Source organism: Rathayibacter tritici, assembly GCF_002932875.1.
Classification (GTDB): Bacteria; Actinomycetota; Actinomycetes; order Actinomycetales; family Microbacteriaceae; genus Rathayibacter; species Rathayibacter tritici.
In genome coordinates, this window is record NZ_PSWS01000002.1 from 11,808 (window position 1) to 37,605 (window position 25,798).

Here is a 25,798-nt window from a genome sequence, read left to right on the forward strand (position 1 = left end):
CGAACGAACGCATCCGCCTATTCAACCCGATCCCGGGGACGCGGCGGGCCGCTGGGCGGGATCTCGGAGGACGCACGGCCGTCCCTACGATGGAGGAATGCCCCGTCTGGCCGTCGTCTCGGCGCACACCTCCCCGCTCGAGCAGCCCTCGACGGGCGACGCGGGCGGCATGAACGTCTACCTGGCGGCGATCCTGCCGGAGTTGGCGGCGCTGGGCTGGGAGGTCGAGGTGCTGACCCGTGGCGAGGGCGTGCGGATGCTCGCACCCGGCGTGCGGGTGGTCGGCGTTCCCGTGCCGCCGGGCGACAAGTACGCGCTGGCCTCCACGGCGCCGGAATTCGCGCGCGCCGCGGCGGGAGCGGACGTGGTCCACTCCCACTACTGGGTGTCCGGGCTCGCCGGGATGCTCACCGGGCGGCCGCACGTGCACTCGATGCACTCCAGTTCGCTGGCGAAGAACGCCCGGCTCGCTCCGGGAGACGTCCCTGAGCCGCCGCAGAGGATTGACGCGGAACACTCGGTGCTCGCGGCGGCCGACGCGATCGTGGTGGCGGGCGCCTCGGAGCGGAAGGACGTCGTCGACGGGTACGGCGCGGATCCGGCGCGGGTGGTCGTGGTGCCGCCGGGGGTCGACGCACGGTTCCGGCCGGGCGGGGGCGAGCGCTCGGGAGTCGTCCTGGTCGGGCGGGTCCAGCCGCTCAAGGGGCAGCTGCTCGCGGTGCAGGCACTCGCAGCGATGACGCCGACGGAGCGGCCGGTGCTGCGGCTGGTCGGTGGGGCGGCTGCGGGACGGGAGTCGTACCTCGATGCGGTGCGCGCCGCCGCGGCTCCGCTGGCCGACCGCGTGCTGATTGAGGGGCCGGCCGACCGCGACACCGTGGCTCTGCGGCTGCGCAGCGCGCGGCTGGCGCTCGTGCCGTCGGCGGCCGAGACCTTCGGGCTGATCGCGCTCGAGGCGGCGGGTAGCGGGACGCCGGTACTGGCACGACGCACAACCGGCCTCATCGATGCGGTGCGGGAGGGCGCGAGCGGCGTGCTGCTCGCGTCCGACTCACCCTCAGCGTGGGCCGCGGCGATGCTCGACCTCCTGCGCTCGCCCGGTGACCTGGCGCGCCTCGGCCGCGGCGGCGTGGACTGGGCCGCCACCCACTCCTGGCCGGCCGCCGCCGCCCGCCTCGACGCCCTCTACCGCCGCCTGCTGGCGCACTGAGGGAACCCCGACTCGTCGAGGGAGCCAGCTCCTGCGGGTTCCCTCGACGGCTCGGGGTTCCCTCGATGGTGGGGGGCGGCGGGGGTGCCGGGGGCGAGGCGGGCGCCGCGGGTGGAGCGGTACCAGGGGGCGAGACGGTCGGGCGAGACGGCGACCATCGCGGCGCCCGTGAATCCGGCGTCGTTGCCGAAGCGGGCGGGGACGATCTCGGTACCGATGTCGAGGAAGCGCGCGAACTCGTCGAAGACGTGCGCGGCCGCGCCACCGATCACGAACAGCTGCGGCGAGAGCAGCATCTCGAGGTGCCGGTAGTAGACGCCGAGACGCCCGGCCCACTCCTCGAGCGTGATGCCCTCGCGCCGGACGGCGGAGAAGCCGACCTGCGGCTCGAAGTCGGGGCCGTCGATGTGCAGGTGGCCGAACTCAGAGTTGGGGATCACCACACCCTCATGCACGAGCGCCGTACCGATGCCCGTACCGAGAGTGGTCAGCAGGAGCAGGCCCTCCCGGCCGCGCATCGCGCCGAATTCGCGCTCGGCGACGCCCGCCGCATCCGCATCGTTGACGACGACGACGTCCACTCCGGTCGCCTCCGACAGCAGGGCCTGCGCGTCGAGGCCGACCCAGCGCTCCGAGACGTGGGTGGTCTGGCGGACGACGCCGCCGCGGACGATGCCGGGGAAGCCGACACCGACGGGCGTGCCCGCGATCGGCGAGACATCGCGGACGATACCGGCGATCGCCGCGGCGAAATCTTCGGGCTCCTTGCCCAGCGGGTTCGCCACAGCGAAACGCCGGGCCGCACGCTCGCCGGTCGTGACGTCGACGAGCGAGGCCTTGATCGACGTCCCCCCGATATCGACGCCGACGGCGAAACGCGGGAGGAGGCCGTCCTGGGGCTGGGTCACGGATGCTCCGTCTGCAGTGGTGGCGAGTCGGGGACTCGGGAACGCGGTCGGCTCGCCGGATCCGGGATCACGACGAGCCGAAGGCGAGTCTACGATCCGTCAGGTGCGCGCGCGCTCCGAGAAGGCGCCGAGGACGTAGTCGATCACCGGCCCGTAGAGGTGCACGGCCAGCCCGTCGTCGATCGGCACGACCACGTCGATCGAGCCCTGTGCCTCCGCGACGAAGACCGCGGGGTCGTTGCAGTCGGCGATCGCGATGACCGGAAGACCGCGTCGGCCGGCCGCGCCCGCGAAGCCGTGGTCGGCGATCACCAGGTCGGGGCGGACCCCGAGCTCGTCGAGGCGGTCGAGCAGCGCGTCCATCGGCTCCGACGAGTGGGTGTGCTGGAGCCCTCCCCCGCGATAGACGCAGGTCACCCCGCCGGTGCACCACAGGGCCTGATGCTCGTCGGTGAGCGGGACCCGGATGCCGTCGGGCGCGGCGAACGGCAGGGCGTTCACGTCGATCACGCGGGCGCCCTGCTCCGTCGCGGCGGCGGCGAAGCGGCGGTAGACGTCCATCAGGGTCGCGGGGTGCGCGGTGGCGAACAGGAGCAGCGCGCCCTCGCGGACGGCGGCGGCGAAGCGGTCGCGGTAGCGGGCGAGTCCCGCGATCGTCAGGCGGGCGTCGATCCGGTCCTGCCCGCTCTCGAAGGAGGGATCGGTGCTGATCCCCACGCGCTCCCCCATCAGGGCGAGCAGGCTGTCGAGCGTCCAGTGCTCGGCGACATCGACCCCGTAGAGGTGAGCGGGCTCGCGAGCGGCGAGACGGCGCAGGTTGCCGAGGTTGGACGCGCGGCCGGTGAGGACGTCTCCAGCGAGGAGGGAGGAGTCGAGGTAGGCCTCGAGCTCGGAGTCGGGCAGCGGCATGCGGGACCTCTCGACGGGGAGCCTCCAGGCTACGGGGAATTCACGTCTTGACAGTCGATCCGTCGCCGATATATCGTTACTGCATCGCCGACAGATCGTGAGCAGTCGCTCCCGATGGGCGAACGGATTCGATCGACAGAGATCCCCCACGACAGAAAGCAGCACACCCATGAACCCCAGGACCTTCTTCTCCGACGACCGCCGCGACTCCTGCGACGGCGACCACTCCACCCGCCAGGAGCACCCCGGCCAGCGACGCGGACCCGGCGGTCACGGCCGCGGCTTCGGGCCCGGCTTCGGCTTCGGCCCGGGCTTCGGCCCCGGCTTCGGCGGCCCCTTCGGCCGCGGCGGAGGACGCGCCAGACGCGGCGACGTCCGCGCGGCCCTCCTCTCCCTCCTCGCCGAGAAGTCCTCGAACGGCTACGGCCTGATCAAGGCCATAGCCGAAAAGACGAACGGCTCGTGGCGCCCCAGTCCCGGCTCCGTCTACCCCACCCTCCAGCAGCTCGTCGACGAGGGCCTCATCACGGCCGTCGGCGAGGGCCGCGGCACCGAGTACCAGCTCACGGACGCGGGTGGCACCTACGTCCGCGAGCACGCCGACGAGCTCGCCGCGGCCTGGGAGGCGACGCCCGGTGCGAGCGACGCCGACCGGGCGTTCATGGAGAACGTCGGCAAGCTGATGGGTGTCGTTCAGCAGTTCCGTGGAGCGAGCGAGGCCCAGCGCGCCGCCGCCTCCGCGAAGCTCGACGAGACCCGTCGCGCGCTGTACCTCATCCTCGCCGACTGATCACGACCGGCTGACCAGCCGGACCCGGGACGGGCGGGACGCCCCGCAACGTCAGCTGAGAGCGCCTGTCGCGCGTCATCGTGCGCGACAGTCCTTCTCAGCTGACGTTGTGCGTCGGTCTCCGGGGCGGTACGAGGCAGCGAGACGGGCCAGGCCCTCGTCCAGGCTCACCGACGGGCTCCAGCCCAGGTCGGCGCGCGTGCGGCGCTGGTCGAACCAGTGCGCGGTCGAGAGCTGCTCGGCCAGGAAGCGCGTCATCGGCGGCTCATCGGCGCCGGGTCGCACGGCCCACACGCGCTCGACGAGCGAGCCGGCAGCCCGCGCGACGCCCGCGGGGACCGACCACCGCGGCGGTTCGACTCCCGAGGCACGACAGATCCCGGCCAGCAGTTCGGCGACAGGCCGGGGCTCACCATTAGTGACGACGTAGGAGCGGCCGTGCACCTCCTCCGCGCGCCCGAGAGCGGCGACGATCGCCGAGGCGGCGTTGTCGATGTACGTCGAGTCGATCAGCGCCTGCCCGTGGCCGAGCAACGGCAGCCGGCCGGCGCGGGCCCGCTCGACGATGCGGGCCACGAGCTGGGTGTCGCCCGGCCCCCAGACCAGATGCGGGCGCACGGCCACCACCGAGAAACCCGGCGCGTCGGCCGCGAGGGCCAGCAGCTCGGCGCGGGCCTTGGTGCGCGCGTAATCGCCGCGGGCCCGCTCCGGATCGGCGGGCTCGGCGTCCTCGCCGGTGATCGAGGAGCCGGCGTGGGCGACGGAGGGCGACGAGATCTGGACGAAGCGAGTCGCTCCGGCGCGGGCGGCGGCGGCGAGCAGGCGGCGGGTCCCGTCGACGTTCACGCGATCGAAGTCGCCCGGGTCGCCCGCGAGCGAGACCTTCGCGGCGAGGTGGACGACTCCCTCGCAATCGGCGACCGCCTGCTCCACCGCGCGCGGATCGGTCAGCGAGCCCCGTGACTCCTCGACGCCCGCCACCCCGGAAGGCCTGCGCTGGAAGGTCCGCACGTCGTGGCCCTGGGCGACGAGGCCCGCGGCCACCGCGCCTCCGAGCAGCCCGCTCGCGCCGGTGACCAGGACCCTCACGGCGCCACCATCCGGCCGCCCGCCAGCACGCCCTCGGCCCAGCGCGAGAGCGCGGCCCGGTCGATCTTCGAGTTGTGGCGGATGTCGGTGGGCAGCGCCGGAACGACGAGCACCGCGGCGACCCGCCGGCCCACAGCCGAGCGGACCTCGGCCGCGAGCGCCTCCTCGGCCAGCGCCACCCGTTGAGCGCCCGAGCGCAGCTCGACCACGGCGACCAACTGCGCCACTCCGCGCGGCCCAGCACCCACGACCGCGGCGCGCGCGACAGAACCCACCCGTGACTCGATCCGCTGCTCCGGACCCACCGGCGTGACCACTCCCTCCGGCGTGACCACGACGTGCGGCATCCGCCCCTCGACCCAGAGCCGGCCTGCGGAGTCGATCCGCCCGACATCGCCGGTGCGGTGCCAGCGCTCGCCGGCGACAGCGCCGATGCGCGCGGCCCGATCGGTCAGCCAGAGCCGCTCGTAGTGGTCCTCGACGTGCCCCGCAGAGACGACGATCTCGCCGGTGACGCCCACGATCTCCACCGGCTCGTCGGCGGCCCGACCGTCCGCGTCCAGCGGGGCGATCCGCAGTCGTACGCCCGCGGCGGGCACCCCGACGCAGACGCCGCCGCGCGGATCGTCGTCGGACGCCGCCTCCCGGATGCCCTCGAGCGCTGCGTCGGTGAGCAGCAGCGCCTCGGTCATGCCGTAGGGGGTGCGGGCGGAGGCGTTCGGCATCAGCGCCTGCGCCTCGCCGAGCAGTCCCGCCGAGACGGGAGCTCCGGCCGACAGGAAGGTGCGGACACCGGCGAGGGCGCGGTGGTCGTCGGCGCCCAAGGCTTCGGCGGTCGCCACGACGTTCGTCAGGGCTGCGGGAGAGAGGAAGAGCACGGTCGCGTCGACCCGGGCGGCGGCCGCGGCGACGGCGGTCGCGGTGAGCGTGCGGGGCGCGGTGACGTCCATGTCCGGCGTCGCGGATCGCGTGCCCAGCGCGGGGCCGAGCAGGGCGAACGGGGCGAAGCCGGCGACGAGCCCGGTGCCCGGTCCGATGCCGTACTGGCGGGCGAGCGCGTCGCGGACGCCCGCCAGCTGGCGGTGCGTGTAGACGACGCCCTTGGCGGGTCCGGTCGAGCCGGAGGTGAACAGGATCGCGGCCACGGCGTCGGCGGCGGGAGCCTCGCCCAGCGCGGCCGGGTCCGCGGCCAGCTCGGCGCGACCAAGCTCGATCAGCTGCCCGAGCGAGGTGTCGACGCCGAGAGCGGCGGCGGAGGCGCGCGGCAGCGTCTGCGTCGAGACCCGCCCGCCCGGCCAGCGCAGCGCGCGCGCGACTGTGAGCCCGGGCAGGGCGCCGACCACCAGATCCGGCCAGGCGCCGCGGACCGCCCGGGTGAGGCCGCGCAGGCCCAGACCCGCGTCGGCAACGACCACGACGGCTCCGATGCGCAGGCACGCGTAGAGCAGCGCCGTCAGATCGGCGCCGGGCGGCACGAGGAGCGAGACGCGGTCGCCCGGAGCGACGCCCGAGGCGCGGAGCCCGGCGGCCAGCTCGCGGACCCGCCGCGAGAGCAGGCGCCACGAGACCGAGCGGGGCCCACCGCCCCCGGGCGGCGCCATCTCGACCAGGGCGAGGGAGTCGTCCTCGGCGTTCCGATCCAGGTGCGCCCACAGCGACTCGACCGGCGCACTCGGGCGGCGGACGTCGGGGGCCGGGTTGCCGCCGAAGGGCTCGTCGCCGTCGGCGAGGTCGCCCAGCCAGGTGAGGACGGCGGACGCGTAGTCGACGTCCTCGGCCAGCAGATGACCCGCGCCCTCGAAGCGGTGGACCTGTGCGTGCGGGAGGCGGTCGACGAGGTCGTCGAGGTAGCGGTCCGAGAAGATCGGATCGAGCGGACCCCACAGCATCAGGGCGGGGGCGGTCAGGGCGCGGACGCCCTCGGCGATGCGCTGCAGCTCGGGGTCACTCGGGTGCGCGGAGTCGACGGGGATGTCGGCGACGAAGCCACCCACTCCCCCGCGGCGCGACGCAGACCGGTAGGGCGCGCGGTATCCCTCCTTCACAGCGGAGAGCAGCGCCGGGTGACCCAGCGCGAGAGTCGTCTCGAGGAAGGCCGGCGTGCCGACCGTGGACGCGCCGAGCACGCCCGAGGCGAGCGCGAGCCGCAGCGGAGCCGGGATCGGCGCGTCGGCGCTCTGGTGGACGGCGGTGTTCAGGAGCATCGTGGCGCGCAGCAGCTCCGGGTGGTCGACCGCCCAGCCCAGCGAGACGACTCCGCCCCAGTCGTGGCCGAGCGTGACCACGTCGTCCAGCCCGAGCACGTCGGTGAGGTTCGAGAGCTCGCGCACGCGGTCGGCGAGCGGATGCAGTGCACCGGTGCGCTCGGAGAAGCCCATCTCGAGCTGATCGACCGCGACCACCCGCCAGGCGGGCCCACCGCCGCGGGCTGCCTCGAGAGTGGCGGCCGCGAGCCGACGCCAGAGATACGACCAGGTGGGATTGCCGTGCACGCAGAGGATCGTGCCGACCGGCTCCACGCCGAGGGCGTCACCCGTGTCCAGCAGGTGCCAGCGACGGGAGACGCCCTGCGCATCCGGAGCATCGACGAGACGCGACCACGCCGGATCGAGCCCGTCGAGCCCGGTCGGAGGCAGCTGCGCCGCGGCCGTGGCGCCGAGCGCTCCGCGGATCCGCTCGGCCGGGTGGGCGCCGGTCACCAGGCGATCTCGAGCATCGCGGTGTTGATGCCCGAGCCCACTCCGATGAGCAGAACCCGGTTGCCGGGCTGCAGGGTCTCGGCCTCCTGGGCGAGGGTGATCGGGATCGACGCCGGGCCCACGTTGCCGAGGGTCGGGTAGGTCGTGGGGACGCGGCTGCGGTCGATGCCGACGGCCTTCACCAGCGCGGCGGTGTGCACATCCGACACCTGGTGCGTGATGTAGCGGTCCATCCCGGTCCAGTTCCAGTCGCGGGTGGCCTCCTTCCACGCCGAGAGCACGAGCTCCATCCCGCCCTTGAGCAGCGCCTTTGCGTCGGTGAACATGCCGTCGACGCTACCGATGCACAGCTCGTTGAACTGGGTCGCCGCGCGCGTGATGCCGCCGAGGATGCGGTGGCCCTTGGGGTGCTCGTCGGCCGGGCCGAGGACGGCCGCCGCGGCGCCGGAGCCGAGGGTCAGGCTCGCGAACTCGCTCATGAAGTCCTTGCGCTTCACTCCTTCACGGCTGAGGCGCTCAATGGTGTTGACCTGGATCTCGTCGGCGTCCTCGCCATCGATGATGAGTGCGTAGCGGATCTGGCCGGAGTCGATCAGCTGCGCGGCGAGGGTCATACCGTTGACGAAGCCCAGGCACGCATTCGCGATGTCGAAGTTGATGGCCGAGGAGGGCAGACCCAGCCCGTGGTGCAGGCGGACGGCGACCGAGGGCTCGAGGTGCTTGCGCGTCACCGACGTGTTGATGATCAGGCCGATCTGGTCGGCGCGCACTCCGGCCTCAGCGAGAGCCCGCTTGCCGGCGTCGATCGCAGCTCCGTCGAAGCCCTGCTCGGCGCCCCAATTGCGGCGCTCGTGCACGCCGGCGACCCGCTGGAGGAGGCCGGTGGGGAGCCGGAGGCGCTTGAGCGCCGGAGCGAGCCGCGCCTCGATCTCGGCCGAGGTGGTCACGCGCGGAGCCAGCGTGGTCGCGACGGAGAGCAATGCGACGTTGCGGTGCGTGGTCGTTGCGTTTCCGTCCAACGGAACTCCCTGTCGAGTTATCGATCCTGGCATGTGCCTCCGTGATTTTACGCTGTCGTTGAGACAGCACTTCCTGAATGCCGGCGGGGCGGACACAGAATGTGTCCTCGGGGGCTTCGAAGTGCCTGCATGTCTGCAATGACGGGCGACAAGCCGGCGGGCCATACGGCGGGCACGGTGTCAACCACCCCTCTGAGCGGCGCCGTGCGACTATCGGGCTCGCGAAATAGCGTTCGGCTCGCCGTTATGCGCGATTCCCGCGAGCCGAACCGATTCCTGCGAGCCGGAGGTGGGTCGTCAGGTCCCCATCGCCCACGGCTCCCGATCGCCGCGCAGGCGGGCCGCGAGCGCCATCGCCTGTTCGTCGGTGAGCGTGGCGACGTAGTCGACGACTCCGCGGCCCCGGCCGAGCCGCTGCAGCACCGCCGGGTCCGAGGTCGGTCGTCCCCGCTCGTCCACGGGCAGCCAGTCCGGGTGGTCGGCGCGCAGGCGGAAGTAGCCGTCGGTCGCGAGCTCGATCAGGTCGAGCAGCTTCTGCGGCGCCCGCGAACCGTCGCGCGGATCCGCCAGCCATGCGTCGAGGTGCGTCACCAGCGTCTCGAGCACCTGCGACTGGCCGCGCTGATAGGTGGCGAAGTCGGGCCGGTCGATCACGAAGCGGGTGTGCACGAACTTCAGCACCGCCACGTCGTGCCAGGCGTCCGGGAGCAGCGAGAGGTGGCCCGAGCGGACGTTCGGCTCGGCGAGCACCAGCACTGAGCGCTGCAGCCGACCGATCCAGGAGGAGACGAACGCCTCGATCGCGCGTTCGGTGCGGGTCGACCCGTCGAACGGGAGCGCGAGCAGCCCCTCCACCAGCTCGGCCGACACCCGCTCGACCGAGGCGCGAAAGTGCTCGTCGCTCGCGATCCACGGGTCGCGGGCTACCAGCCTTCGGCGCAGCATCTCGAGCGAATGGCCGGGTGCCCGCGCCCACAGCTCCTCCGCGTCGAGGGCGGCGAGCGCGTTCTGCTCACGGAGGAACGCACGGAACTCGACCGCGACCGCCGCCTGCTGGAGCACGCCCGCGCGGTAGAAGTCGTCCAGGTCGTGCAGCGAGTAGGCGATGTCGTCGGCGACATCCATCACCGAGCACTCGAGGGTCTGCTGCCAGGGGGCGATCGCGGCGAAGCCGGAGCGCGCGTCGAGGAGATCGTCGAGGTCGAGCGTGTAGGCCGAGAATTTGGGCGGCGCGGTTTCCCAGCGGCTCGCGGTCGAGCCGCGGGGCAGCTCGGTCGGGTCGGCGGAGTCGATGTCGGGCCGGTGCACCGTCCGCCCCCACGGGTACTTGAGCACAGCGGCGCGCGAGGCCGCCGTCAGGTTCAGGCCCACCTCCACCGTCTCGCAGACATCGAGCTCCGAGAGGATCCGGAACGACTGCGCGTTGCCCTCGAAGCCCTCCGCGAGTCCTAGCCGGTCGCGGGCGAGGCGGTCGAGCGCCTGCTCGCCGAGGTGGCCGAAGGGAGGGTGGCCGAGGTCGTGCGCGCTCGCGGCGGCCTGCACGACAACGGGGTCGCAGCCACCGAGCCGATCGACGAGCTCACGCTGTGCGGGGTCGGTGGTGGTCAGCTGCATCGCGATGGCGCGCGCAACGGCGGTCACCTTGATGGAGTGGGTGAGCCGATTGTGCACCACCTGACCGACGCCCGAGGGCGAGATGACCTGGGTGACCGCGGAGAGGCGGGCGAAGTAGGGCGAGAAGCGGATCCGCTCGAGGTCGACGCGGTACTCGGGGTACTCCTCTCCGGTCGAGAAGCGGTCGACAGGCTCGGGGATGCGCCGGTCGCGGCGGTGGTCGTGCGGGGCAGTGACCTGCAGGGCCGTCGTCTCGGGGCGTGCCGGCTCGTTCATGGGCCCACCCTAATCAGGCGCGGGATGAGACACCGCCTCCGTCACTGAGGTACCGCGGCGACGGCGGTGTCCCGGCGATCCAGGGGTGTCTCGGCGGGCGGCCCGGCTCACGCAGCGGGCATGCGGGGAGCGACGGCGAGATGCACGGCCGCGGCGACGACGGCTCCCAGGACGTAGGCGGCGATGTCGAGCCACGAGAACGTGGTGCCGACGACGAGGGCGAGCGGCGCCCACAGTTCGACGAGCCGCGAGGCGACACCGATGGCCTGCAACTGCTCCATCGCGATCGACCAGGCCAGCGCGATCCCCGCCGCCGTCACGCCCGGAATCCGCGGCAGCAGCACAGCGACCAGCAGCGCCACCAGGACGACGTACGCCACTCCCCCCGCGATGTCGGCGAGAAGCCCCGTCAGCACGAAACGCAGCGCGAGGCCAAGGCCCAGCACGGCGAGAGCGGCGAGGGCGAAGCGCAGGCGCACCCGCATCAGGCGCGCTCTCCGAGAGCCCGCCGCAGCCGGTCGAGCGCGAGGAGGAAAGAGCGATCATCGGCGACGCGCCACCCCAGCGGACCCGGCGAAGCGACGACCAACGGGATCAGGACCGTGCGCGGACGGCGACGCGCGGCAATCGCCTCCGCCACGGCGCGGGCGGCGGCAGACTCTGCCGGCACACTCCCCGGAGCGAGCACGGTGAGAACGACGGCGCGGACCCGGCGCGCGCCCGCGGGCGACGTCCCCACTCCGACCGAGACAATCCGCTCCCACTCGGCGATGCGGAGTCCGTCGGCGCGCTCGGCGGCGAGCTCCACGCCGTCACGGCCGACCGCCAGCACAGAGGCGGCGTCGCCCGGGGCCGCCGCGGCCGGAGCAGCGATCCGGCGCAGTGCCCGCGTGAGCTCGCGGGTGTGCAGCACAACGAAGCCCTCGGTGACGTCGGCGAGCGCGACGAGGCGGCGTTGCCGCTCCGGAGCCGCCTGCCGCATCCGGGGGCGGAGGGTGGCCGGGAGCGCACCGACGCGCAGCATGGAGCCGAGCAGGGCGGTCGGCTCGAACCGGACGCGCGCGGGGAGAGGGACGGACGGCGGCGTGCGGCTCGAAGGAACGCCCCAGTGAGGCGTCGATGCGGGGTCCATGCCTCGCCTCCTCTGCTCGTGCGGCGGTTCCTCCCGCCCGGACGATTCTCGCCCCTGCGCTCTCCCGCCTTGCCGCGAAGTCCTGATCGGCCTATCATGTAGGTACCCCCGGGGGGTATTTGAGCCGCCCGGTCGCATCATGCAGGAGGACTTCATGAGCACCAGGATCGACCTCGGCCTGACCGCGAGCGGCTCGACGGGCGGCTGCGCCTGCGGAGGCGGCGGGGCGTGCGCCTGTGGTGGCCACGGGAGCCATGAGCACACCACGACACCCGCCGCTTCCGTGCAGAGCGTCGGAGTCGCCGGCATGACCTGCGAGCACTGCGTCCGCAGTGTCACGGAGGAACTCGCCGCCTATCCCGACGTCTCCGGCGTCGACATCTCACTCGTGCCCGACGGCGTCTCGACCGTCACCGTCAGCTCCTCCCGTCCGCTCGGCCGCGAGGAGATCGCCGCCGCCGTCGCCGACGCGGGCTACCGGCTCGCACCCCTGAGCTGAGGTGGGTGAAACGGCCGGCACTCCGCTCGAACTGGCCATCGGAGGCATGACCTGCGCCTCCTGCGTCGCCCGCGTGGAGCGACGGCTCGACGCTCTGCCCGGCGTGCACGCCACCGTGAACCTCGCGCTCGAGCGGGCAACGCTGACGCTCCCCGAGGGTACGAGTCCCGCCGACGCGATCGCCGCCGTCGAGGCCGCGGGGTACAGCGCGACCCTCCCCTCCGCTCCGATCGACACCGCCCCCGCCGACGACGACGCCACCCGCGACGACACCGAGCGCCGCGCCCTGCGCACCCGTCTGCGCGTCTCAGCGCTGCTCGCCGTGCCCGTGGTCCTGCTCTCGATGATCCCGCCGCTCCAGTTCGCGAACTGGCAGTGGCTATGCCTCGCCCTCGCCTCACCGGTCGCCGTCTGGGGCGCGCTCCCCTTTCACCGCAATGCCTGGCGGGCGCTGCGACACGGCTCGACCACGATGGACACGCTGATCAGCCTCGGCGTGAGCGCGGCGTTCGCCTGGTCCGTCTGGGCACTGTTCCTCGGCGACGCCGGCCGGCCCGGGATGAGCATGCCGTTCGAGCTGCTCGGCAGCCGCTCCGGGCACGACGAGATCTACCTCGAGGTCGCCGCCGCCGTCCCCGTCCTGGTGCTGGCCGGGCGCTATCTGGAGGCGCGGTCCAAGCGCGACGCCGGTGCGGCGCTGCGGGCGCTCCTCCGCCTCGGCGCGAAGGACGCCGTGCGCGTCACTGCCGACGGGCGGGAGGAGCGGGTACCCGCGTCTGCGCTCGCGGTCGGCGACCTCCTCCGGGTGCGCCCTGGCGAGACCGTGGCCGCCGACGGCACCGTGCTCGAGGGCTCGAGCGCCGTCGATGCGAGCATGCTCACCGGCGAGAGCGTCCCGGTGGAGGTCGGGCCGGGCTCGTCCGTGACCGGCGGAGTGCTGAACGCGCACGGACTGCTCACCGTCCGGGTCGACCGGGTCGGCTCCGAGACGACGCTCGCCCGGATGGGCCGCCTGGTCTCCAGCGCCCAGGCCGGCAAGGCGCGCGTGCAGCGGCTCGCCGACCGCGTCTCCTCCGTCTTCGTCCCGGTCGTCGTGGTGCTCGCCCTGGCGACCCTCCTCGGCTGGCTGATCGCCGGCGCCGACCTCGCCGCCGCCGTCTCGCCCGCCGTGGCGGTGCTGGTCGTCGCGTGCCCGTGCGCGCTGGGCCTGGCCACTCCGACCGCCGTTCTCGTGGGGACCGGCCGCGGCTCGCAGCTGGGGATCCTCTTGCGCGGGCCGGAGGTGCTCGAGGCCGGCCGCCGGATCGACACGGTGGTGCTCGACAAGACCGGCACGCTCACCACCGGCACCTTCCAGGTGGTCGCGGCCAGCGACGACGAGAGCCTGCGGATGCTCGCCGCGCTTGAGCGCGGGTCCGAGCATCCGCTGGCCGCCGCGATCGTGGCCGGGGCCGCTCACCTCGACGTCCCCGAGGCGACCGGTTTCCGCGCGAGCGCCGGCTTCGGCGTGCGCGCCCGAGTCGAGGGCCGCCTGGTGGTCGCCGGTCGGCTGCGCTGGCTGGAGGAGCAGTGGGGCTTCGCTCCGGGAGACCTCGCCGAACGCGCCGAGCGGGCCAGCATCGAGGGCGGTACCGTCGTCGGCGTCGGCTGGGACGGAGAGCTACGCGGCTTCGCGGTACTCCGCGACGAGCCGCGACACGAGGCCGCCCGCACCGTCCGCGCCCTGCGCGAGCGCGGGCTGCGAGTGCTGATGCTCACCGGCGACAATCCGCGGGCCGCGCGGGCGGTCGCCTCGGCCGTGGGCATCGACGAGGTGATCGCCGAGGTGCTGCCGGAGGAGAAGCTCGCCGTGATCGAGCGGCTGCGCGCCGAGGGCCGCCACGTCGCGTTCGTCGGGGACGGCGTGAATGATGCCGCAGCGCTCGCCGCCGCTGAGGTGGGGATCGCGATGGGCGCCGGATCGGACGCCGCGATCGAGGCGAGCGACATCACTCTCGTCGGCGACGACCTGAGCCGCGTGCCCGACGCGCTGCGCCTGAGCAGCCGCACCCTCGGCGTGATCCGCGGCAACCTCTTCTGGGCCTTCGCCTACAACGTCGCCGCGATCCCGCTCGCGATGTCCGGGCTCCTGGGGCCGCTGGTGGCCGGGGCCGCAATGGCGTTCTCGAGCGTGTTCGTCGTGCTGAACAGTCTGCGACTGCGATCGTTCCGCTGAGCCGGGTGTGCGGTGCGGGGTTCCCTCGGCGGCACTCGTGACGACGTGCCCGCGGGTGGCGAGGGTGAGCGCGCCGCCGCCGCGGGCGGTCGGATCGGCGACACCGGCGACGACTCCTTCCTGTACCAGCGCCAGTTCGACGATCTCGACGGGTCCCACTACTCCCCGTTCTGGAGGAAGCCGGACGCCGCGACGGCGGAGTGAGGAGCGGACGCGGAGCGCTGGCGCCTGGCGCGCGCCGCTCCCCCGGCATCCGCCTCCTCGCCGACAACCCGGTCAGCGCCGACCGCTACCCGGGCGGCTCCCACCAGCGAACGGATCGACATCGGGGAGCTCACGCGGGTCAGCCGAGAAGGAATCCTCTCAAGCGGCGGCCGACGAGAAGCACCGCCCGCCCCTCGCGCCTTCCGGATCGGCGTGATTGGCTGGCCCGATGAGAACCGAGACCCGCCAGGGCGTCCCCCTCCTGATCGTCGACGACGATGGGGGCGCGCTCTCGACTCCGGAGGACGCCATCGCGCTCATCGGCGAGACCTACGGGAGCGACGTCGAGACGATCGTGGTCCCCGTCGGCCGGCTCGACGCCGAGTTTCTGCACCTGCGCTCCGGGATCGCGGGCGAGTTCGTGCAGAAGTTCGTCTCGTACGGCAAGCGACTTGTGATCCTCGGCGACGTGACCGGACCCGTGGCGGAGTCGAGTGCGCTGCAGGCGTTCGTCGCCGAGTCGAACCGCGGCGACCACCTCTGGTTCACCGCCGACCTCGACGCGCTCGACGCCCGCCTCCGCGGCTCCGGCACTGCGACCGAGCCCGGCGCCGACGGCGGAGTGGAGCCGACGCCCGGCCCTGCCCGCTGACGCCGATGGTCCAGCCCGCCTTCGCCCGCTGATGCCCCTGCTCCTGCCCGGCCCCGACGGCGCACCACCCTCGCTCGGCGGACCGGTCCGCCTCCTCCTGCTCGCCGACACCCACCTGCCGAAACGGGCGACGACTCTCCCCGACGAGGTGTGGCAGGCGATCGACGAAGCCGACCTGGTCGTGCACGCGGGCGACTGGGTCGACGAGGCGACCCTCGACGCACTGGAGCAGCGAGCGCCGCTCCTCCTGGCCGTCTGGGGCAACAACGATCCGGAGTCGCTACGCGCCCGCCTGCCCGAGGTCGCCCACGCGCGCGTCGCCGGGCTCGACCTCCGTGTGGTGCACGAGACCGGGCCGGCAACCGGCCGCGAGATCCGCGCCGACGTCGCCTTCCCGGGCGCCGACGTGCTGATCTTCGGCCACAGCCACATCCCCTGGGACTCCGTTTCGCCGGCCGGTCTGCGACTGTTGAATCCGGGCTCCCCGACGGATCGGCGGCGCCAACCTGCCTGCACCTTCCTGACCGCCGTGGCCGAGGACGGTGCCCTCCGCGAGGTGCACCTGAGTTTGCTTCCGCAGCGGGCACGAACCATTCGCGGCGGCGGCGCAAGGGGGTCACAGAGCCGTGAGGTCGGCCTAGGCTCACCTGAATGAGCAGCTCACACGACCACCCCGACTCCGCGCACCTGCGCCCGGAGGGTCTCGACGACGCCACCGTGGCGGCGCTCGGGAAGCTCTCGGAGGCGCTCGAAACGGTCGAGCCCTCCCGCGGTCTGCTCTACGGCTTCCACCGTCTCACCGGCTCGGCCGATCTCGCTCTCGGGGAGGCTGTCGACGCCGGCGGCCGCCGCCACCACGAGGCGCGTCCGGAGTTGGCCTCGTGAACGCGGTCATCCGGATGCACGCCTCGTCGCTGCGGGTCAAGGCGGTCACGCCGGGCCGCGGCGGCCGCGACACTCCCCCCGAGCCCGAGACGACCGTGCGTCGCACGACGCTCAGCATCGACGGCCGCCGCTTCCTCCTGTCCATTTCGCTCGACACCGAGGAACTCGAGAAGCGCCTCGTCGACGCCGTGCGCAACCGCGGCGACATGGTGAGCTTCACGGTCGCGGGCGAACGCGAGGTCTGCGTGCTGGTCTCCCCGGGCGTTGCCGTCATCCTCGAGCACGAGGACGTCGCGGTCGAGGATCCGGACGCCGAGGACGCGCCGATCCTGTACGACGACGTCGAGTACCTGACCTGATCCGTCCGCAACCGAGATCCAGCGAGACCCTCCGCCGGTCGGACGGGCCGTCGGCGGCTCCGGAACCTCGGCAACGGACACCGGTCGCCTCAGACCGCCCCGGTGCTCGCCCAGAGGTGGAACGCCGCGTGCGCGCGGTGCGGCCGCCACGCCTGCGACGCGGCTTCCGCCTCCGCCGCGCTCACCCGCCCGAGCGCCTTCCGCAGCACGAGGTCGCCCGCGGGGAACGCGTCCGGATCGCCGAGGAATCGCAGCGCGAGATAGTCGGCGGTCCACGGCCCGACACCCGGGATCGCGAGCAGGAGGCGCCGCTGCTGGGCCAGGTCGCCCTCGCGGTCGAGCACCGATCCCGCGGCGAACGCCTCGGCGACGGCCCGCACGGTCCGCGCGCGGGCGTTGGTGATTCCGATCGCCGAGCGCAACGCCTCGAACTCCGGAGCGAGCAGAGCGGCAGGAGTCGGGAACGCCAGCAGGCCGCGCTCGCCCGGGACGCCGAAAACTGCCGCCGTCCGACCGCCGAAGGTGCGGGCGGCGGCGACCGACACCTGCTGGCCGAGCACCGCCATCACCGCCGCTTCGAACGCCTCCGGGTACTGCGTCGCCCGCAGCCCCGGCCGGGCCGCGACCGCGCGCGCGAGCAGCGGATCGCGGGAGAGCTCGCGGCCGATCGCCAGCACGTCGGAGTCGAGGTCGAACCAGGCGCGGACGACCGACGCCGCCACAGCCAGCACATCCGGGTGCGCGGTGACTCGCAGCCCCGTCTCCATTACCTCCAGTGCGACCGCGTGCGCAGCACCGTCAAGGGTGAGCAGGCGCTCCAGGCGCCGGCCGTCAGCGGAGACCCGCTCCACTCCGGGTAGGGCGTGGTTGCGGAGGAGGTTCGCGACGCCCGCGATATCGAATGGACCACGGGCCGGCAGGTCGAGGGAGCGGGTCGCGTTCAGGGGAGCAGCACCACCTTGCCGCGCGCGCGACCCGACTCGACGAGGGCGAGCGCCGCCGCTGCCTCCCGCAACGGGAAAGCTGGGCCCAGCACGACCTGCAGCTCGCCGCGTCCGGCCCGCTCCAGCAGTCCGGGCCGGGCCGCGTCGCGCAGGGCGGTCCCGGAGTCGGCGCCGGGTCCGCCGCCGAGCAGGAGGATCCCGCCGAGACGAGCGGCGTGCTCGAACCCGGCGATGGTCGCGATGCGGGAGCGGTCGGCGACGACGTCCACGGAGGTGTCCAGGGCCTCGTCCGTGCCCGCCGTGTCGAGCGCCGCGTCGAACCGTCGGTCGCCAGGGCTCGCACACGATCCGCCAACCCGGCGCCGTAGCGGAGTGGCTCGGCACCGAACCGGCGGACGACGTCCTCACCGCGCTCGCTCGTCGTGCCCAGCACCCGCGCGCCACGGGAGACGGCGAGCTGCACCGCGAGCGTGCCGACGGCTCCGCCTGCCCCGTGCACGAGAACAGTGTCCCCTGAGCAGACCCGCGTCGCCTCGACGAGATGCTCGGCGGTCGTCCCCGCCAGCAGCAGGCCAGCCGCCGCCGCCCAGTCGAGCCCTCCGGGCTTGGGCAGCACCGCGCTCGCCGGCGCGACCATTTCCTCCGCGTATCCGCCGGAGACCCGGAACGCCACGACCTCGTCGCCGACACGGATCGGACCGAGCGGACCCTCCGGCTTCTCGCCGACGGCGGTCACCACTCCGGAGACCTCGCTGCCCGGACGCACCGGCACCCGGCCGCGCCCGAACATCCCGCGCAGGAGCTTCGCGTCAGCCGGATTCACGCCCGCCGCGCGCACCGCGATTCGCACCCGCCCGAGCGCCGGCTCTCCCGGATGGACCTGGACGGCGCGCAGCGCCTCCGGCCCGTCGAACCCCTCTGCCTGCATCGCGACAACCATGCGCCCCGCCTCCGTTCCCGGCGCCGACGCGCCCGAGCGCGACGCTAGCAGCCGCCGCCCGCCCGGCCATCCCCGTCCGATCTGCAGGCCCCCGTCCGATTCGCAGGCCCACGTCCGATTCGCAGGGCTCCGTACGATTCGCAGGACTTCCCCGGGCTCTCGCGCCCATCCGGCGGCGCAACAGCCCACCTCTGACGAATCCCCTGCAAACCGCACCTGCCCTACCGCAGTCGCCGGAGTCGGCCCAGCAGGCGCAGGTGCGATGTGCAGGACCCGGCGCACTTCGGCAGCGCACAAGGCGGCAGGATTGGCCACTCCGCAGCAATCCCCTGCACATCGCACGCCCGCCGCTCCGGGCGGAGAACGCGCGTTCCCGCACCGCATAGCATGGACGGATGTCCCCGACCCTCGACGAGCGCCCTCCCCGCGAGGCGATCCTCGCGGCCGCCGACCGCCTCTACTACGAACGCGGCATCCAGTCGGTCGGGATGGACGAGCTGCGCACCGCCGCGGAGGTCTCGCTCAAGCGGCTCTACTCCGTCTTCCCGAGTAAGGAGTCGGTGATCGTCGCGGTGCTGCACGGCCGGCACGAGCAGTGGACGCTCGGCGTGAGCGCCAGGGTTGCCGCGGCGAGCGGACCCCGCGGCAAGCTCCTCGCGATCTACGATTTCCTCTTCGACTGGTTCTCGGAGGACTCGTTCCGGGGCTGCGGCTTCATCAATGCTTTCGGCGAGCTGGGATCCTCGAACCCGGCGGTCGCCGAGATGGCGCGCGAGCACAAGGAGTCGTTCCAGCGGTTCCTCGCGAGCCTCGCGGAGGACGCGGGAGGCGGATCGGAACTCGCCGCGCAGCTCGCGATCCTCGCGGAAGGCGCCCAAACCACCGCGGCCATCGCTGGCACCCCCGAGGCCGCTCTGCACGCCCGCCGCGCCGCCGAGATCCTCATCGACGCGGAGACACGCACCGCCTGATCACCCGCGAGCCCCACCCGCACGCCCACTCACTCACCGCGTCCTCCACACCGCACCCTCCTACTTACAGGTGAGGGTCGAGGCCCCCCCTCCAACTCCGACCCCCGGTCAGACTCGCACCCCCGTCCGGCTCAGCCCTCCCCGCCCCCGGGCGGTCCGACCACCAGGAGCGCCGCGAACACCACAGCGACCAGTGCGAGCACGAGCACACCCGCGAGCACCGGTCGCCCGAGGGCCCAGCGGAGGAGGCGGCGCGTCACACGCCGGTCGCGCGGGTCGTCGCTCACGGAGGTGCGCCACGGCCCCTCCAGCAGCCCGCGGCGCTCGACGGCGCGCTCGAGCGGGACTGTCGCGGACGGCACGACGGCACTGGCCACCGCGAGCGCCGTCGCACCGGCCGTCCAGCGCTGGTTCACCGCGAGCACGAGCGCCGCGGCTGCGTAGGCAAGGAACGCGAAGCCGTGAATCGGTCCGGCGACGCTCACCGGCCAGTCGCCGGCTCTGATCGCGTACTTCAGCAGCATCCCGACGATCAGGAGGGTCCAGGTCAGTGAAGGTGAGCGAGCGCATCGGCGGCCTGAGCGCCGACCTCGGCGACCAGGCGCTGGTCGCCGGAGCCGAACCCGTCGGCGGCGGGGTTGCTGCGGTCGAAGTATTCGAGGACGAGGAACGCGCCGCCGCCACCGGGTAGCTCGCCCTGGTCGAGGACATCGACCACGCTGGCGTGACGGAAGTCGATCAGCAGGCGGATCTCACGCTCGCGTCGAGCGCGTTCGTTCGGGGTGTCGGAGAGGTCGCGGTGCACCGAGACGGCCGCTTCGCGGGGGAGCAGATCGCTGGCGCGGTAGACGCTCGCGCTGCCACCCTCCCCCACTCGCTCGAGAACAAGGTAGCGGTCGACCAGAGGGGCCCCGAGCAGCGGATCCATGCTGTCCGTGGGGAGCGACTGCAGACGGGCGAGTTCGTCAAGCACTCGTCATTCCCTTCGACACTCACTATCCAGCACGTCTCACGAGCAGTTCATTGGTAGTGGTGTTCACCGGTGCGGACAACCACCCCGAGGGAGCTTGGCTTAACTAGATGTTCTTGCTACACGTCTGTCTAGACTGTTGCACATGGATGAGGTCACGCTGAAACGAACCGGGGCCTTCTGGTACTCGGGTGAGGCGACCGAGCCCGGAGCGGTGGAGGTCCTCGCCGCGATGCGCGCCTTCCGCACCGCCGAAGCTGCGATGCGCCGTAGGACCCGCGGATCGATGGGCATGGGCGAGAACGACCTGCTCGCCGTGCAGTTCTTAATGCGCCGCCAGCAGAACGGCGTACACGTCAGCCCCAAGGACCTCGCCTCTTACCTCGGCATCTCCTCCGCCTCGACAACCGTGCTCATCGACCGGCTGGTCAAGAGCGGGCACGTCGTGCGCGAACCCCACCCGAGCGATCGCCGCGCTCTCCGCATCGTCGCGACGCCCACGTCGCACCGTGAGGTCCGCGAGACCCTCGACGCCCTGCACCACCGCATGCTCGAGGCCGCCGAGACCTTGAATCCGAGCGAGGCCGGCACCGTCATCCGCTTCCTCCAGACCATGCGCGAGATTGTCGAGCGCCCCGCTGACAGCACACCGATCAACGGCACGCAGGAACTCGTGGGCGAACCGATCGGCGACGACGCAGACCGCATTCTGGAGCAGCGCCGCGCCTGACATTGGCTCGTTTTCCTTCTTCTCCGGACATTCCCGCCGAGGGGCTTTCTGTGGTGTGCCCGATCGGCGCAGAATCGAGCTACGGACGTCGATGGCCAGAAAGCGCAGTCTCGATCGAACATAGCTAGCTCAACTAGTAGACAGCGTGTCTAGCGATATAAAGTGACGGACGTCAGCCACCAGCACGCCAGATCGGAGAACATCATGGGCACCATCCTGTACGGAACTCCCCCCGCCGCCATCGAGGTCGAGGACCGCGCCCTCGCCCACCTCCAGATCGTGATCATCAACAAGTTCCGCCGCGATGAGCGCTTCCTGCTCACTCTCGACGCGAGCCCTCACGCCGGTACCGGGCGCCGCGGCGTCTGGATGCACCCGACCATCCCGATTCAGTTCGAGTTCAAGGGCAGCCGCCAACCCACCATCAACCCTGAGTGGGTCGAGGCTCTGATGGAGCGTGCCAACAGCGGCGCAGGCCTGCGCATCGTGCCCGAGCCGACGAGCGCCGCAGCCGTCCCGCTGCGTCGCGCCGAACCCGCCGCCTGACATTCCGCGCCTGAGTCGCACCCGATCAGACTCCCGCTGCCTGCCACCGACACGACCCGTTTCCCCGCCAGGGAGGCGGGTGCCGTCGTTTTTCGGCACGCGAAGAGCCAGAGAGCGCGCTCGCAAGAGGTTGACATTCCGCGCCACGATCAGGAGCCCCGTCCTACACTGCTCCTGCGGCACAGGATCGTTTCGGCGGGCTCGGCCCTGCTGCCGCACGCAGAACCGGCCGCCGGTCGCTCGAGCCCCCCTCTCGCGCGACCGGCGGGCGGCTGCGCGGCGCAGCCGAAGCGCCGACCGCGAGGTCCGCCAGCTCCAGGAGCGGCGAGATGATCCACGGTACGAGCGGCCACGGCACCAGCGAGGACAGGGTTCGTCCGGGCGACGTCTTCTCTGCCGTTGTCGGGAAGGAGAGCGAGCAGTGGCGAGTCGTCGCCGTCCTCGGCATCCGTGTCCTCGCCGAACGCGTCACCGGCGGACACCGCCGCAGCTTCACCCTCCACTTTGTGCGTCACCAGCTCTCCCCTGCGGCGCGGGTGACGAGCGGGTAGTGCCGCGGGCGGAGTCCCGCTGATGCTCCCCGCTCTCTCCAACATCAGGACGTACTTGTCCACTTGTCATCCGCGTCCGAATCGGCTGCACCCCCTGGGCTGAAGGTGACTCACCGAAGCGGAAGAGGAGGTAGACCATGCGCATAACGCACGTCACAGCAAGCAACTGGCGAAACTTCACGTCTCTCGACTTCCCGATCGACAACCGGCTTTTTGTCGTCGGCCCACATGCATCAGGCAAGTCGAATCTTCTCGATCTATTTCGCTTTCTGGGAGACATTGCGGCGACCGGGGGCGGCCTCACCTCGGCGATCGAACGCCGCGGCGGCATCAGCAAAGTTCGCAGTTTATTCGCTCGCAACAATCAGGGCGGCCGCCTCATCATCGATCTTCGGCTGAGCGATGCGGAGGACGAATGGCGATACCGCCTCTCGATCCGGGGAGAAAAAGGAGGCCTGAATCGTCCCATCGTCGGTGAGGAACTCGCTGAGAAGAATGGGGTGGAGCTGCTTAAGCGGCCTCAACTCGAAGACGAGACCGACGCCGTCCGGCTCACTCAGACCCATCTCGAGCAGATCGCCGCCAATCAATCATTCCGCGCCCTCGCCGACTACTTCGGGAAAGTGCAGTATTTTCACCTCGTACCGCAGATCATCCGCGACCCAGCTCGTATCGGCGGAATCACCAGTGACCCCTACGGCGCAGACTTCATCGCCCAGATGAATGCGGTGCCGACGGCGACGAAGAACGCCTGGCTGAGATCTGAGACCTCCGCACTCGTGAGCCGATGACGCCCCGGGGGCCGACCGAACTCGAGCGCGCCAATCGACCCTCGTCGTTTCACCAGCACGCGCAAAGCCCGCGTCCCCACGGGAATCGCGCTACTGCTCTCCACAGACGGCAGAGAAGCGGCTACGGGATCAACCGCTCTGCGCGAGAGCGGTCGAAGAGAGCCGTGAACGAGTCGACGGTGCGGTGGTAGCTGCTGAAGCCCGCCAGGCGCGACTTGCCTATGTCGGTGACGACCTCGATCTGCCGGCCGAGATCGGCGTCGGTATGCCACCACGAAACGACGCGGGCCAGATCCGACTCGACCAGGCCACGCTCTTCTACGAGGCGCTCCCAGACCGGCTGAGCATCAACCATCTGCTGCTCGAGCGGTTGCGCTACCTCGCCGGGACCGACCGGCTCGACCCCGAAGTACTCGGCGATCCGCGTCCACATCCAGCGCCAGCGGAAGACGTCGCCGTTGACCACGTTGAAGGCTTCGTCGCGGCCTGCCTCCGACGTCGACGCCCAGAGCATCTGCTCGGCGAGAATCGTCGCGTCCGTCATATCGGTGAGGCCGTTCCACTGCGTGAGCGAGCCGGGGAAGACGAAGGGCGTGTTCTCGGCGCGGTGGATCGACGCTGCGACGGCGAGGGTGAGGCCCATGTTCATCGCGTTGCCGACAGCGTGCCCGATGACCGTGTGGGAGCGGTGCACCGACCAGGTGAAGCCCGCTCGATCCGCCGCGGCGAAGAGCTCGTCCTCCTGTGCGTAGTAGAAGTTCGGCGCGTCCAGGCGCTCCTCCTCCTCATGGAACGGAGTGTCCGGCATGGCGCCCTGACCGTAGGCCTCGAACGGACCGAGGTAGTGCTTGAGGCCGGTCACGAGTGCAACGTGCTCAACCGGAGCATGGGTGAGAGCCGCGAGCAGGTCGCGGACCATGCCGCCGTTGACCGCGATGTTCTCCTCCTCCGTCGCCTGCCGCGACCACGCGGTGAAGAAGACGTGCGTGGGCCGCTGATCGGCGAGCACGCGAGCGAGTTCCTCGGCTGAGCGCAGGTCGGCGGCGAGCGGAGTGACGCCGGGGCGGGCGTCGATCGGGCGGCGCGAGAGGGCGGTCACCGGCCAGCCCTGCTCGCTGAGCAGGTCGACGAGGGCGGAGCCGCCGATGCCGGTCGCACCGACGACGAGGGCGTTGCGGGAGTCGGACGGGGAGACGGGTGTGGAGGAGGGCATCCCCAGGGCCAACAGCGCACGGCGTGTGGCATTCCCGGCGGTCCGTGTCAGCCGGTGTGCCTGCGGTGCGTCACGGAGGGACACGGGACGTCATCGTTCGACACGGGCGACACGAGGAGAGGGCCGCTCCCTTACCGTCGAGCGCGAGCAGCCCGGACGGGCGCAGCGGTGAGGAGCAGACGATGACGGCGACCGAGGTGCGGGCCGTGCCCGCCGTGGACTACGAGGAACTGGCGGGGCGTTTCCGGCCGCTGTTCGCCGAGATCGCGGAGGGAGCGGCGGCGCGGGAGAGCGCCCGGGAGCTGCCGGTCGCGCAGATCCGTGCGCTGGCGGAGGCGGGATTCGGCGCAGTGCGCGTACCGGTGGAGGCCGGCGGGGCCGGCGCGAGTCTCCCGCAGCTGTTCCGTCTGCTGACCGAGCTGGCCGCAGCGGACTCGAACATCCCGCAGGCGCTCCGCGGCCACTTCGCGCTGGTCGAGGACCGGCTGCTCGCGACGGACGGGACACGCGAGCGCTGGCTCCAGCGCTTCGCCGGCGGGCAGCTCGGGGGCAACGCCTGGACCGAGATCGGCACGGTCGCGGTCGGCGAGGTGCTGACGAAGGTCACACCCGTCGAGGGCGACCCGACGCGCTTCACGGTGACGGGCACCAAGTACTACTCCACGGGGAGCATCTTCGCCGACTGGATCGACACCTTCGCTCAGCGCACCGACACCGGGCAGAAGGTGATCGCCATCGTCGACGCGCACCAGAGCGGAGTCGAGCACGCCGACGACTGGGACGGCTTCGGCCAGCGCACCACCGGCTCGGGCACGAGCACCTTCACCCGGGCGGTGGTCGCGGCGGAGGACGTGATCGACTTCGACACCCGGTTCCGCTACCAGACCGCGTTCTACCAAGCGGTGCTGCTGGCGGTGCTGGCCGGTTCGATCGCAGGGGCCGAGCGCGAGATCGCGGCAGAGGTGCGGAACCGGACGCGGATCTTCTCCCACGGGAACGCCGACTCGTTCGCCGCGGACCCGCAGATCCTGCAGGTGGTGGGGCAGGTCTCGGCGGCCGCCTACGCAGGAGCGGCGATCGTCGAGCGCGCGGCGATAGCGCTGCAGCGCGCGCACGACGCGGCACTCGACGGCGATGCGGCCGAGGACGAGCGGCAGAACCACCGCGCCGAGCTCGAGACGGCGCAGGCCCAGATCGTGCTGACGCAGCTGGCCACCCGCGCGACCTCGGACATCTTCGACGCGCTCGGCGCCTCCGGAGTGAGCACGAGGAAAAACCTCGACCGGCACTGGCGCAACGCCCGCACGGTCGCGAGCCACAACCCGTGGGTGTTCAAGGCGCGGATTGTGGGGGACCACGCAGTGACCGGCGCGCAGCCGCCCCGCGTCTGGGCGATCGGCGCGGGACCGAAGCGGTAGCCGCAGCGGATCGCCACCGCCCTGCTCCCCTGCGCGGACCCGCTCACCGACGTCTCGGGCGTGGTCGGACAGCGGGCGATCCCCGATGCGGAGTGGCCGAACCGGCGCGACGCACTGCTCGCCGACGGCGTCGCCGCCGTGGACTCCGCCGCTCCGGGCTTCCCGGACGGCCCGCACTCGCCCGACGAGAGCTACCCTCGGATTCTGGGCTCGGTCGTGCGCTCTCGCGGACGCTGGCACCGCCGAAGGACGCGCGCGGGAGAT

General features: G+C 72.2%; 27 protein-coding genes and 2 pseudogenes. 15 read left to right on the plus strand and 14 right to left on the minus strand.

Annotation, left to right across the window (positions count from 1 at the left end; all coding sequences use genetic code 11):
- The first annotated feature begins 97 nt into the window (after positions 1 to 97).
- The gene (locus tag C5D07_RS00650) at positions 98 to 1,210 is read left to right on the plus strand and encodes a glycosyltransferase (RefSeq protein ID WP_068255455.1); all 1,113 of its coding nucleotides are present in this window, start codon (positions 98 to 100) and stop codon (positions 1,208 to 1,210) included.
- On the opposite strand, the gene C5D07_RS00655 is transcribed toward C5D07_RS00650, so the two are convergent.
- Entirely contained in the window at positions 1,186 to 2,118 is a 933-nt protein-coding gene (locus tag C5D07_RS00655) for an ROK family protein (protein ID WP_249028137.1), read from the minus strand. The two genes, C5D07_RS00650 and C5D07_RS00655, sit on opposite strands and share 25 nt — an antisense overlap.
- A gap of 99 nt (positions 2,119 to 2,217) precedes the next feature.
- Complete coding sequence (locus C5D07_RS00660) at positions 2,218 to 3,027, minus strand: phosphatase (RefSeq protein WP_104258382.1); 810 nt, start codon at positions 3,025 to 3,027, stop codon at positions 2,218 to 2,220.
- A 169-nt stretch (positions 3,028 to 3,196) separates the two neighbouring features.
- Here C5D07_RS00660 and C5D07_RS00665 point away from each other — a divergent pair, with 169 nt between their 5' ends.
- Positions 3,197 to 3,817: a PadR family transcriptional regulator gene (locus tag C5D07_RS00665; RefSeq protein WP_104258383.1), complete on the plus strand. Its 621-nt coding sequence runs from the start codon at positions 3,197 to 3,199 to the stop codon at positions 3,815 to 3,817.
- Between the two features lie 75 nt (positions 3,818 to 3,892).
- Here the strand turns inward: C5D07_RS00665 and C5D07_RS00670 are convergent, their stop codons facing one another.
- The 6 genes from C5D07_RS00670 to C5D07_RS00695 form a co-directional block, all read right to left on the minus strand.
- Entirely contained in the window at positions 3,893 to 4,906 is a 1,014-nt protein-coding gene (locus C5D07_RS00670; protein WP_068255465.1) for an NAD-dependent epimerase/dehydratase family protein, read from the minus strand.
- Positions 4,903 to 7,605, minus strand: a complete 2,703-nt coding sequence (locus tag C5D07_RS00675) for an alpha/beta fold hydrolase (protein WP_249028138.1) — start codon at positions 7,603 to 7,605, stop codon at positions 4,903 to 4,905. Before C5D07_RS00675 ends, C5D07_RS00670 begins: the two co-directional genes overlap by 4 nt.
- Positions 7,602 to 8,657: a 3-oxoacyl-ACP synthase III gene (locus tag C5D07_RS00680; protein WP_104258384.1), complete on the minus strand. Its 1,056-nt coding sequence runs from the start codon at positions 8,655 to 8,657 to the stop codon at positions 7,602 to 7,604. Before C5D07_RS00680 ends, C5D07_RS00675 begins: the two co-directional genes overlap by 4 nt.
- 264 nt (positions 8,658 to 8,921) lie before the next feature.
- On the minus strand, positions 8,922 to 10,514 hold the full coding sequence (locus C5D07_RS00685) for a deoxyguanosinetriphosphate triphosphohydrolase family protein (protein WP_068255472.1): 1,593 nt from the start codon (positions 10,512 to 10,514) through the stop codon (positions 8,922 to 8,924).
- Between the two features lie 107 nt (positions 10,515 to 10,621).
- Entirely contained in the window at positions 10,622 to 10,999 is a 378-nt protein-coding gene (locus tag C5D07_RS00690) for a DUF2809 domain-containing protein (RefSeq protein WP_084416040.1), read from the minus strand.
- Positions 10,999 to 11,646 (minus strand): hypothetical protein, encoded by a 648-nt coding sequence (locus C5D07_RS00695; RefSeq protein ID WP_104258385.1) that lies wholly within the window; start codon positions 11,644 to 11,646, stop codon positions 10,999 to 11,001. Before C5D07_RS00695 ends, C5D07_RS00690 begins: the two co-directional genes overlap by 1 nt.
- A gap of 154 nt (positions 11,647 to 11,800) precedes the next feature.
- Here C5D07_RS00695 and C5D07_RS00700 point away from each other — a divergent pair, with 154 nt between their 5' ends.
- From C5D07_RS00700 to C5D07_RS00730, 7 genes and pseudogenes are all read left to right on the plus strand, one after another.
- Complete coding sequence (locus C5D07_RS00700; protein ID WP_104258386.1) at positions 11,801 to 12,145, plus strand: heavy-metal-associated domain-containing protein; 345 nt, start codon at positions 11,801 to 11,803, stop codon at positions 12,143 to 12,145.
- A 1-nt stretch (position 12,146) separates the two neighbouring features.
- Positions 12,147 to 14,360, plus strand: a complete 2,214-nt coding sequence (locus tag C5D07_RS00705; RefSeq protein WP_258061960.1) for a heavy metal translocating P-type ATPase — start codon at positions 12,147 to 12,149, stop codon at positions 14,358 to 14,360.
- 66 nt (positions 14,361 to 14,426) lie between these two features.
- Positions 14,427 to 14,564, plus strand: a pseudogene (locus C5D07_RS00710) (VOC family protein); the annotation flags it as partial.
- Positions 14,565 to 14,793: 229 nt separating this feature from the next.
- The gene (locus C5D07_RS00715) at positions 14,794 to 15,216 is read left to right on the plus strand and encodes a DUF4180 domain-containing protein (protein ID WP_104258387.1); all 423 of its coding nucleotides are present in this window, start codon (positions 14,794 to 14,796) and stop codon (positions 15,214 to 15,216) included.
- Between the two features lie 31 nt (positions 15,217 to 15,247).
- Complete coding sequence (locus tag C5D07_RS00720) at positions 15,248 to 15,871, plus strand: metallophosphoesterase family protein (RefSeq protein ID WP_068255485.1); 624 nt, start codon at positions 15,248 to 15,250, stop codon at positions 15,869 to 15,871.
- Positions 15,868 to 16,101, plus strand: coding sequence for a hypothetical protein (locus C5D07_RS00725; protein ID WP_237358186.1), 234 nt, complete (start codon positions 15,868 to 15,870; stop codon positions 16,099 to 16,101). Before C5D07_RS00720 ends, C5D07_RS00725 begins: the two co-directional genes overlap by 4 nt.
- Positions 16,098 to 16,460, plus strand: a complete 363-nt coding sequence (locus C5D07_RS00730) for a hypothetical protein (RefSeq protein WP_068255487.1) — start codon at positions 16,098 to 16,100, stop codon at positions 16,458 to 16,460. The genes C5D07_RS00725 and C5D07_RS00730 overlap by 4 nt, the downstream gene beginning before the upstream one ends.
- 89 nt (positions 16,461 to 16,549) lie before the next feature.
- On the opposite strand, the gene C5D07_RS00735 is transcribed toward C5D07_RS00730, so the two are convergent.
- From C5D07_RS00735 to C5D07_RS16290, 3 genes and pseudogenes are all read right to left on the minus strand, one after another.
- Positions 16,550 to 17,404, minus strand: a complete 855-nt coding sequence (locus C5D07_RS00735) for a DNA-3-methyladenine glycosylase family protein (protein WP_068255490.1) — start codon at positions 17,402 to 17,404, stop codon at positions 16,550 to 16,552.
- A complete protein-coding gene (locus C5D07_RS15995; protein WP_237358284.1) occupies positions 17,401 to 17,685 on the minus strand; it encodes a zinc-binding dehydrogenase in 285 nt (94 codons plus the stop codon). Before C5D07_RS15995 ends, C5D07_RS00735 begins: the two co-directional genes overlap by 4 nt.
- 380 nt (positions 17,686 to 18,065) lie before the next feature.
- Positions 18,066 to 18,728: pseudogene (locus C5D07_RS16290) on the minus strand (alcohol dehydrogenase catalytic domain-containing protein); the annotation flags it as partial.
- A gap of 11 nt (positions 18,729 to 18,739) precedes the next feature.
- Between C5D07_RS16290 and C5D07_RS00745 the strand changes: the two are divergent.
- Entirely contained in the window at positions 18,740 to 19,315 is a 576-nt protein-coding gene (locus C5D07_RS00745; protein ID WP_068255493.1) for a TetR/AcrR family transcriptional regulator, read from the plus strand.
- Between the two features lie 131 nt (positions 19,316 to 19,446).
- Here C5D07_RS00745 and C5D07_RS00750 read toward each other — a convergent pair whose 3' ends face one another.
- Together C5D07_RS00750 and C5D07_RS00755 are read right to left on the minus strand one after the other, a co-directional pair.
- Entirely contained in the window at positions 19,447 to 19,839 is a 393-nt protein-coding gene (locus C5D07_RS00750) for a DUF3817 domain-containing protein (protein ID WP_249028139.1), read from the minus strand.
- Between the two features lie 23 nt (positions 19,840 to 19,862).
- Positions 19,863 to 20,288 carry a protein kinase family protein gene (locus tag C5D07_RS00755; protein WP_104258389.1) on the minus strand — a complete coding sequence of 142 codons (426 nt, stop codon included), beginning with the start codon at positions 20,286 to 20,288 and terminating at the stop codon, positions 19,863 to 19,865.
- A gap of 142 nt (positions 20,289 to 20,430) precedes the next feature.
- On the opposite strand from C5D07_RS00755, the gene C5D07_RS00760 reads away from it, so the two are divergent.
- From C5D07_RS00760 to C5D07_RS00775, 4 genes are all read left to right on the plus strand, one after another.
- Positions 20,431 to 21,015: a MarR family winged helix-turn-helix transcriptional regulator gene (locus C5D07_RS00760; RefSeq protein WP_104258390.1), complete on the plus strand. Its 585-nt coding sequence runs from the start codon at positions 20,431 to 20,433 to the stop codon at positions 21,013 to 21,015.
- Between the two features lie 204 nt (positions 21,016 to 21,219).
- Positions 21,220 to 21,561: a DUF7882 family protein gene (locus C5D07_RS00765; RefSeq protein WP_104258391.1), complete on the plus strand. Its 342-nt coding sequence runs from the start codon at positions 21,220 to 21,222 to the stop codon at positions 21,559 to 21,561.
- Between the two features lie 329 nt (positions 21,562 to 21,890).
- Complete coding sequence (locus C5D07_RS00770) at positions 21,891 to 22,112, plus strand: hypothetical protein (protein WP_068255507.1); 222 nt, start codon at positions 21,891 to 21,893, stop codon at positions 22,110 to 22,112.
- A gap of 137 nt (positions 22,113 to 22,249) precedes the next feature.
- The gene (locus tag C5D07_RS00775) at positions 22,250 to 22,903 is read left to right on the plus strand and encodes an AAA family ATPase (RefSeq protein WP_104258392.1); all 654 of its coding nucleotides are present in this window, start codon (positions 22,250 to 22,252) and stop codon (positions 22,901 to 22,903) included.
- A gap of 121 nt (positions 22,904 to 23,024) precedes the next feature.
- Here C5D07_RS00775 and C5D07_RS00780 read toward each other — a convergent pair whose 3' ends face one another.
- Positions 23,025 to 24,116: an SDR family oxidoreductase gene (locus C5D07_RS00780; RefSeq protein ID WP_068255513.1), complete on the minus strand. Its 1,092-nt coding sequence runs from the start codon at positions 24,114 to 24,116 to the stop codon at positions 23,025 to 23,027.
- A gap of 182 nt (positions 24,117 to 24,298) precedes the next feature.
- On the opposite strand from C5D07_RS00780, the gene C5D07_RS00785 reads away from it, so the two are divergent.
- Complete coding sequence (locus C5D07_RS00785) at positions 24,299 to 25,534, plus strand: acyl-CoA dehydrogenase family protein (protein WP_104258393.1); 1,236 nt, start codon at positions 24,299 to 24,301, stop codon at positions 25,532 to 25,534.
- Positions 25,535 to 25,798 lie beyond the last annotated feature (264 nt).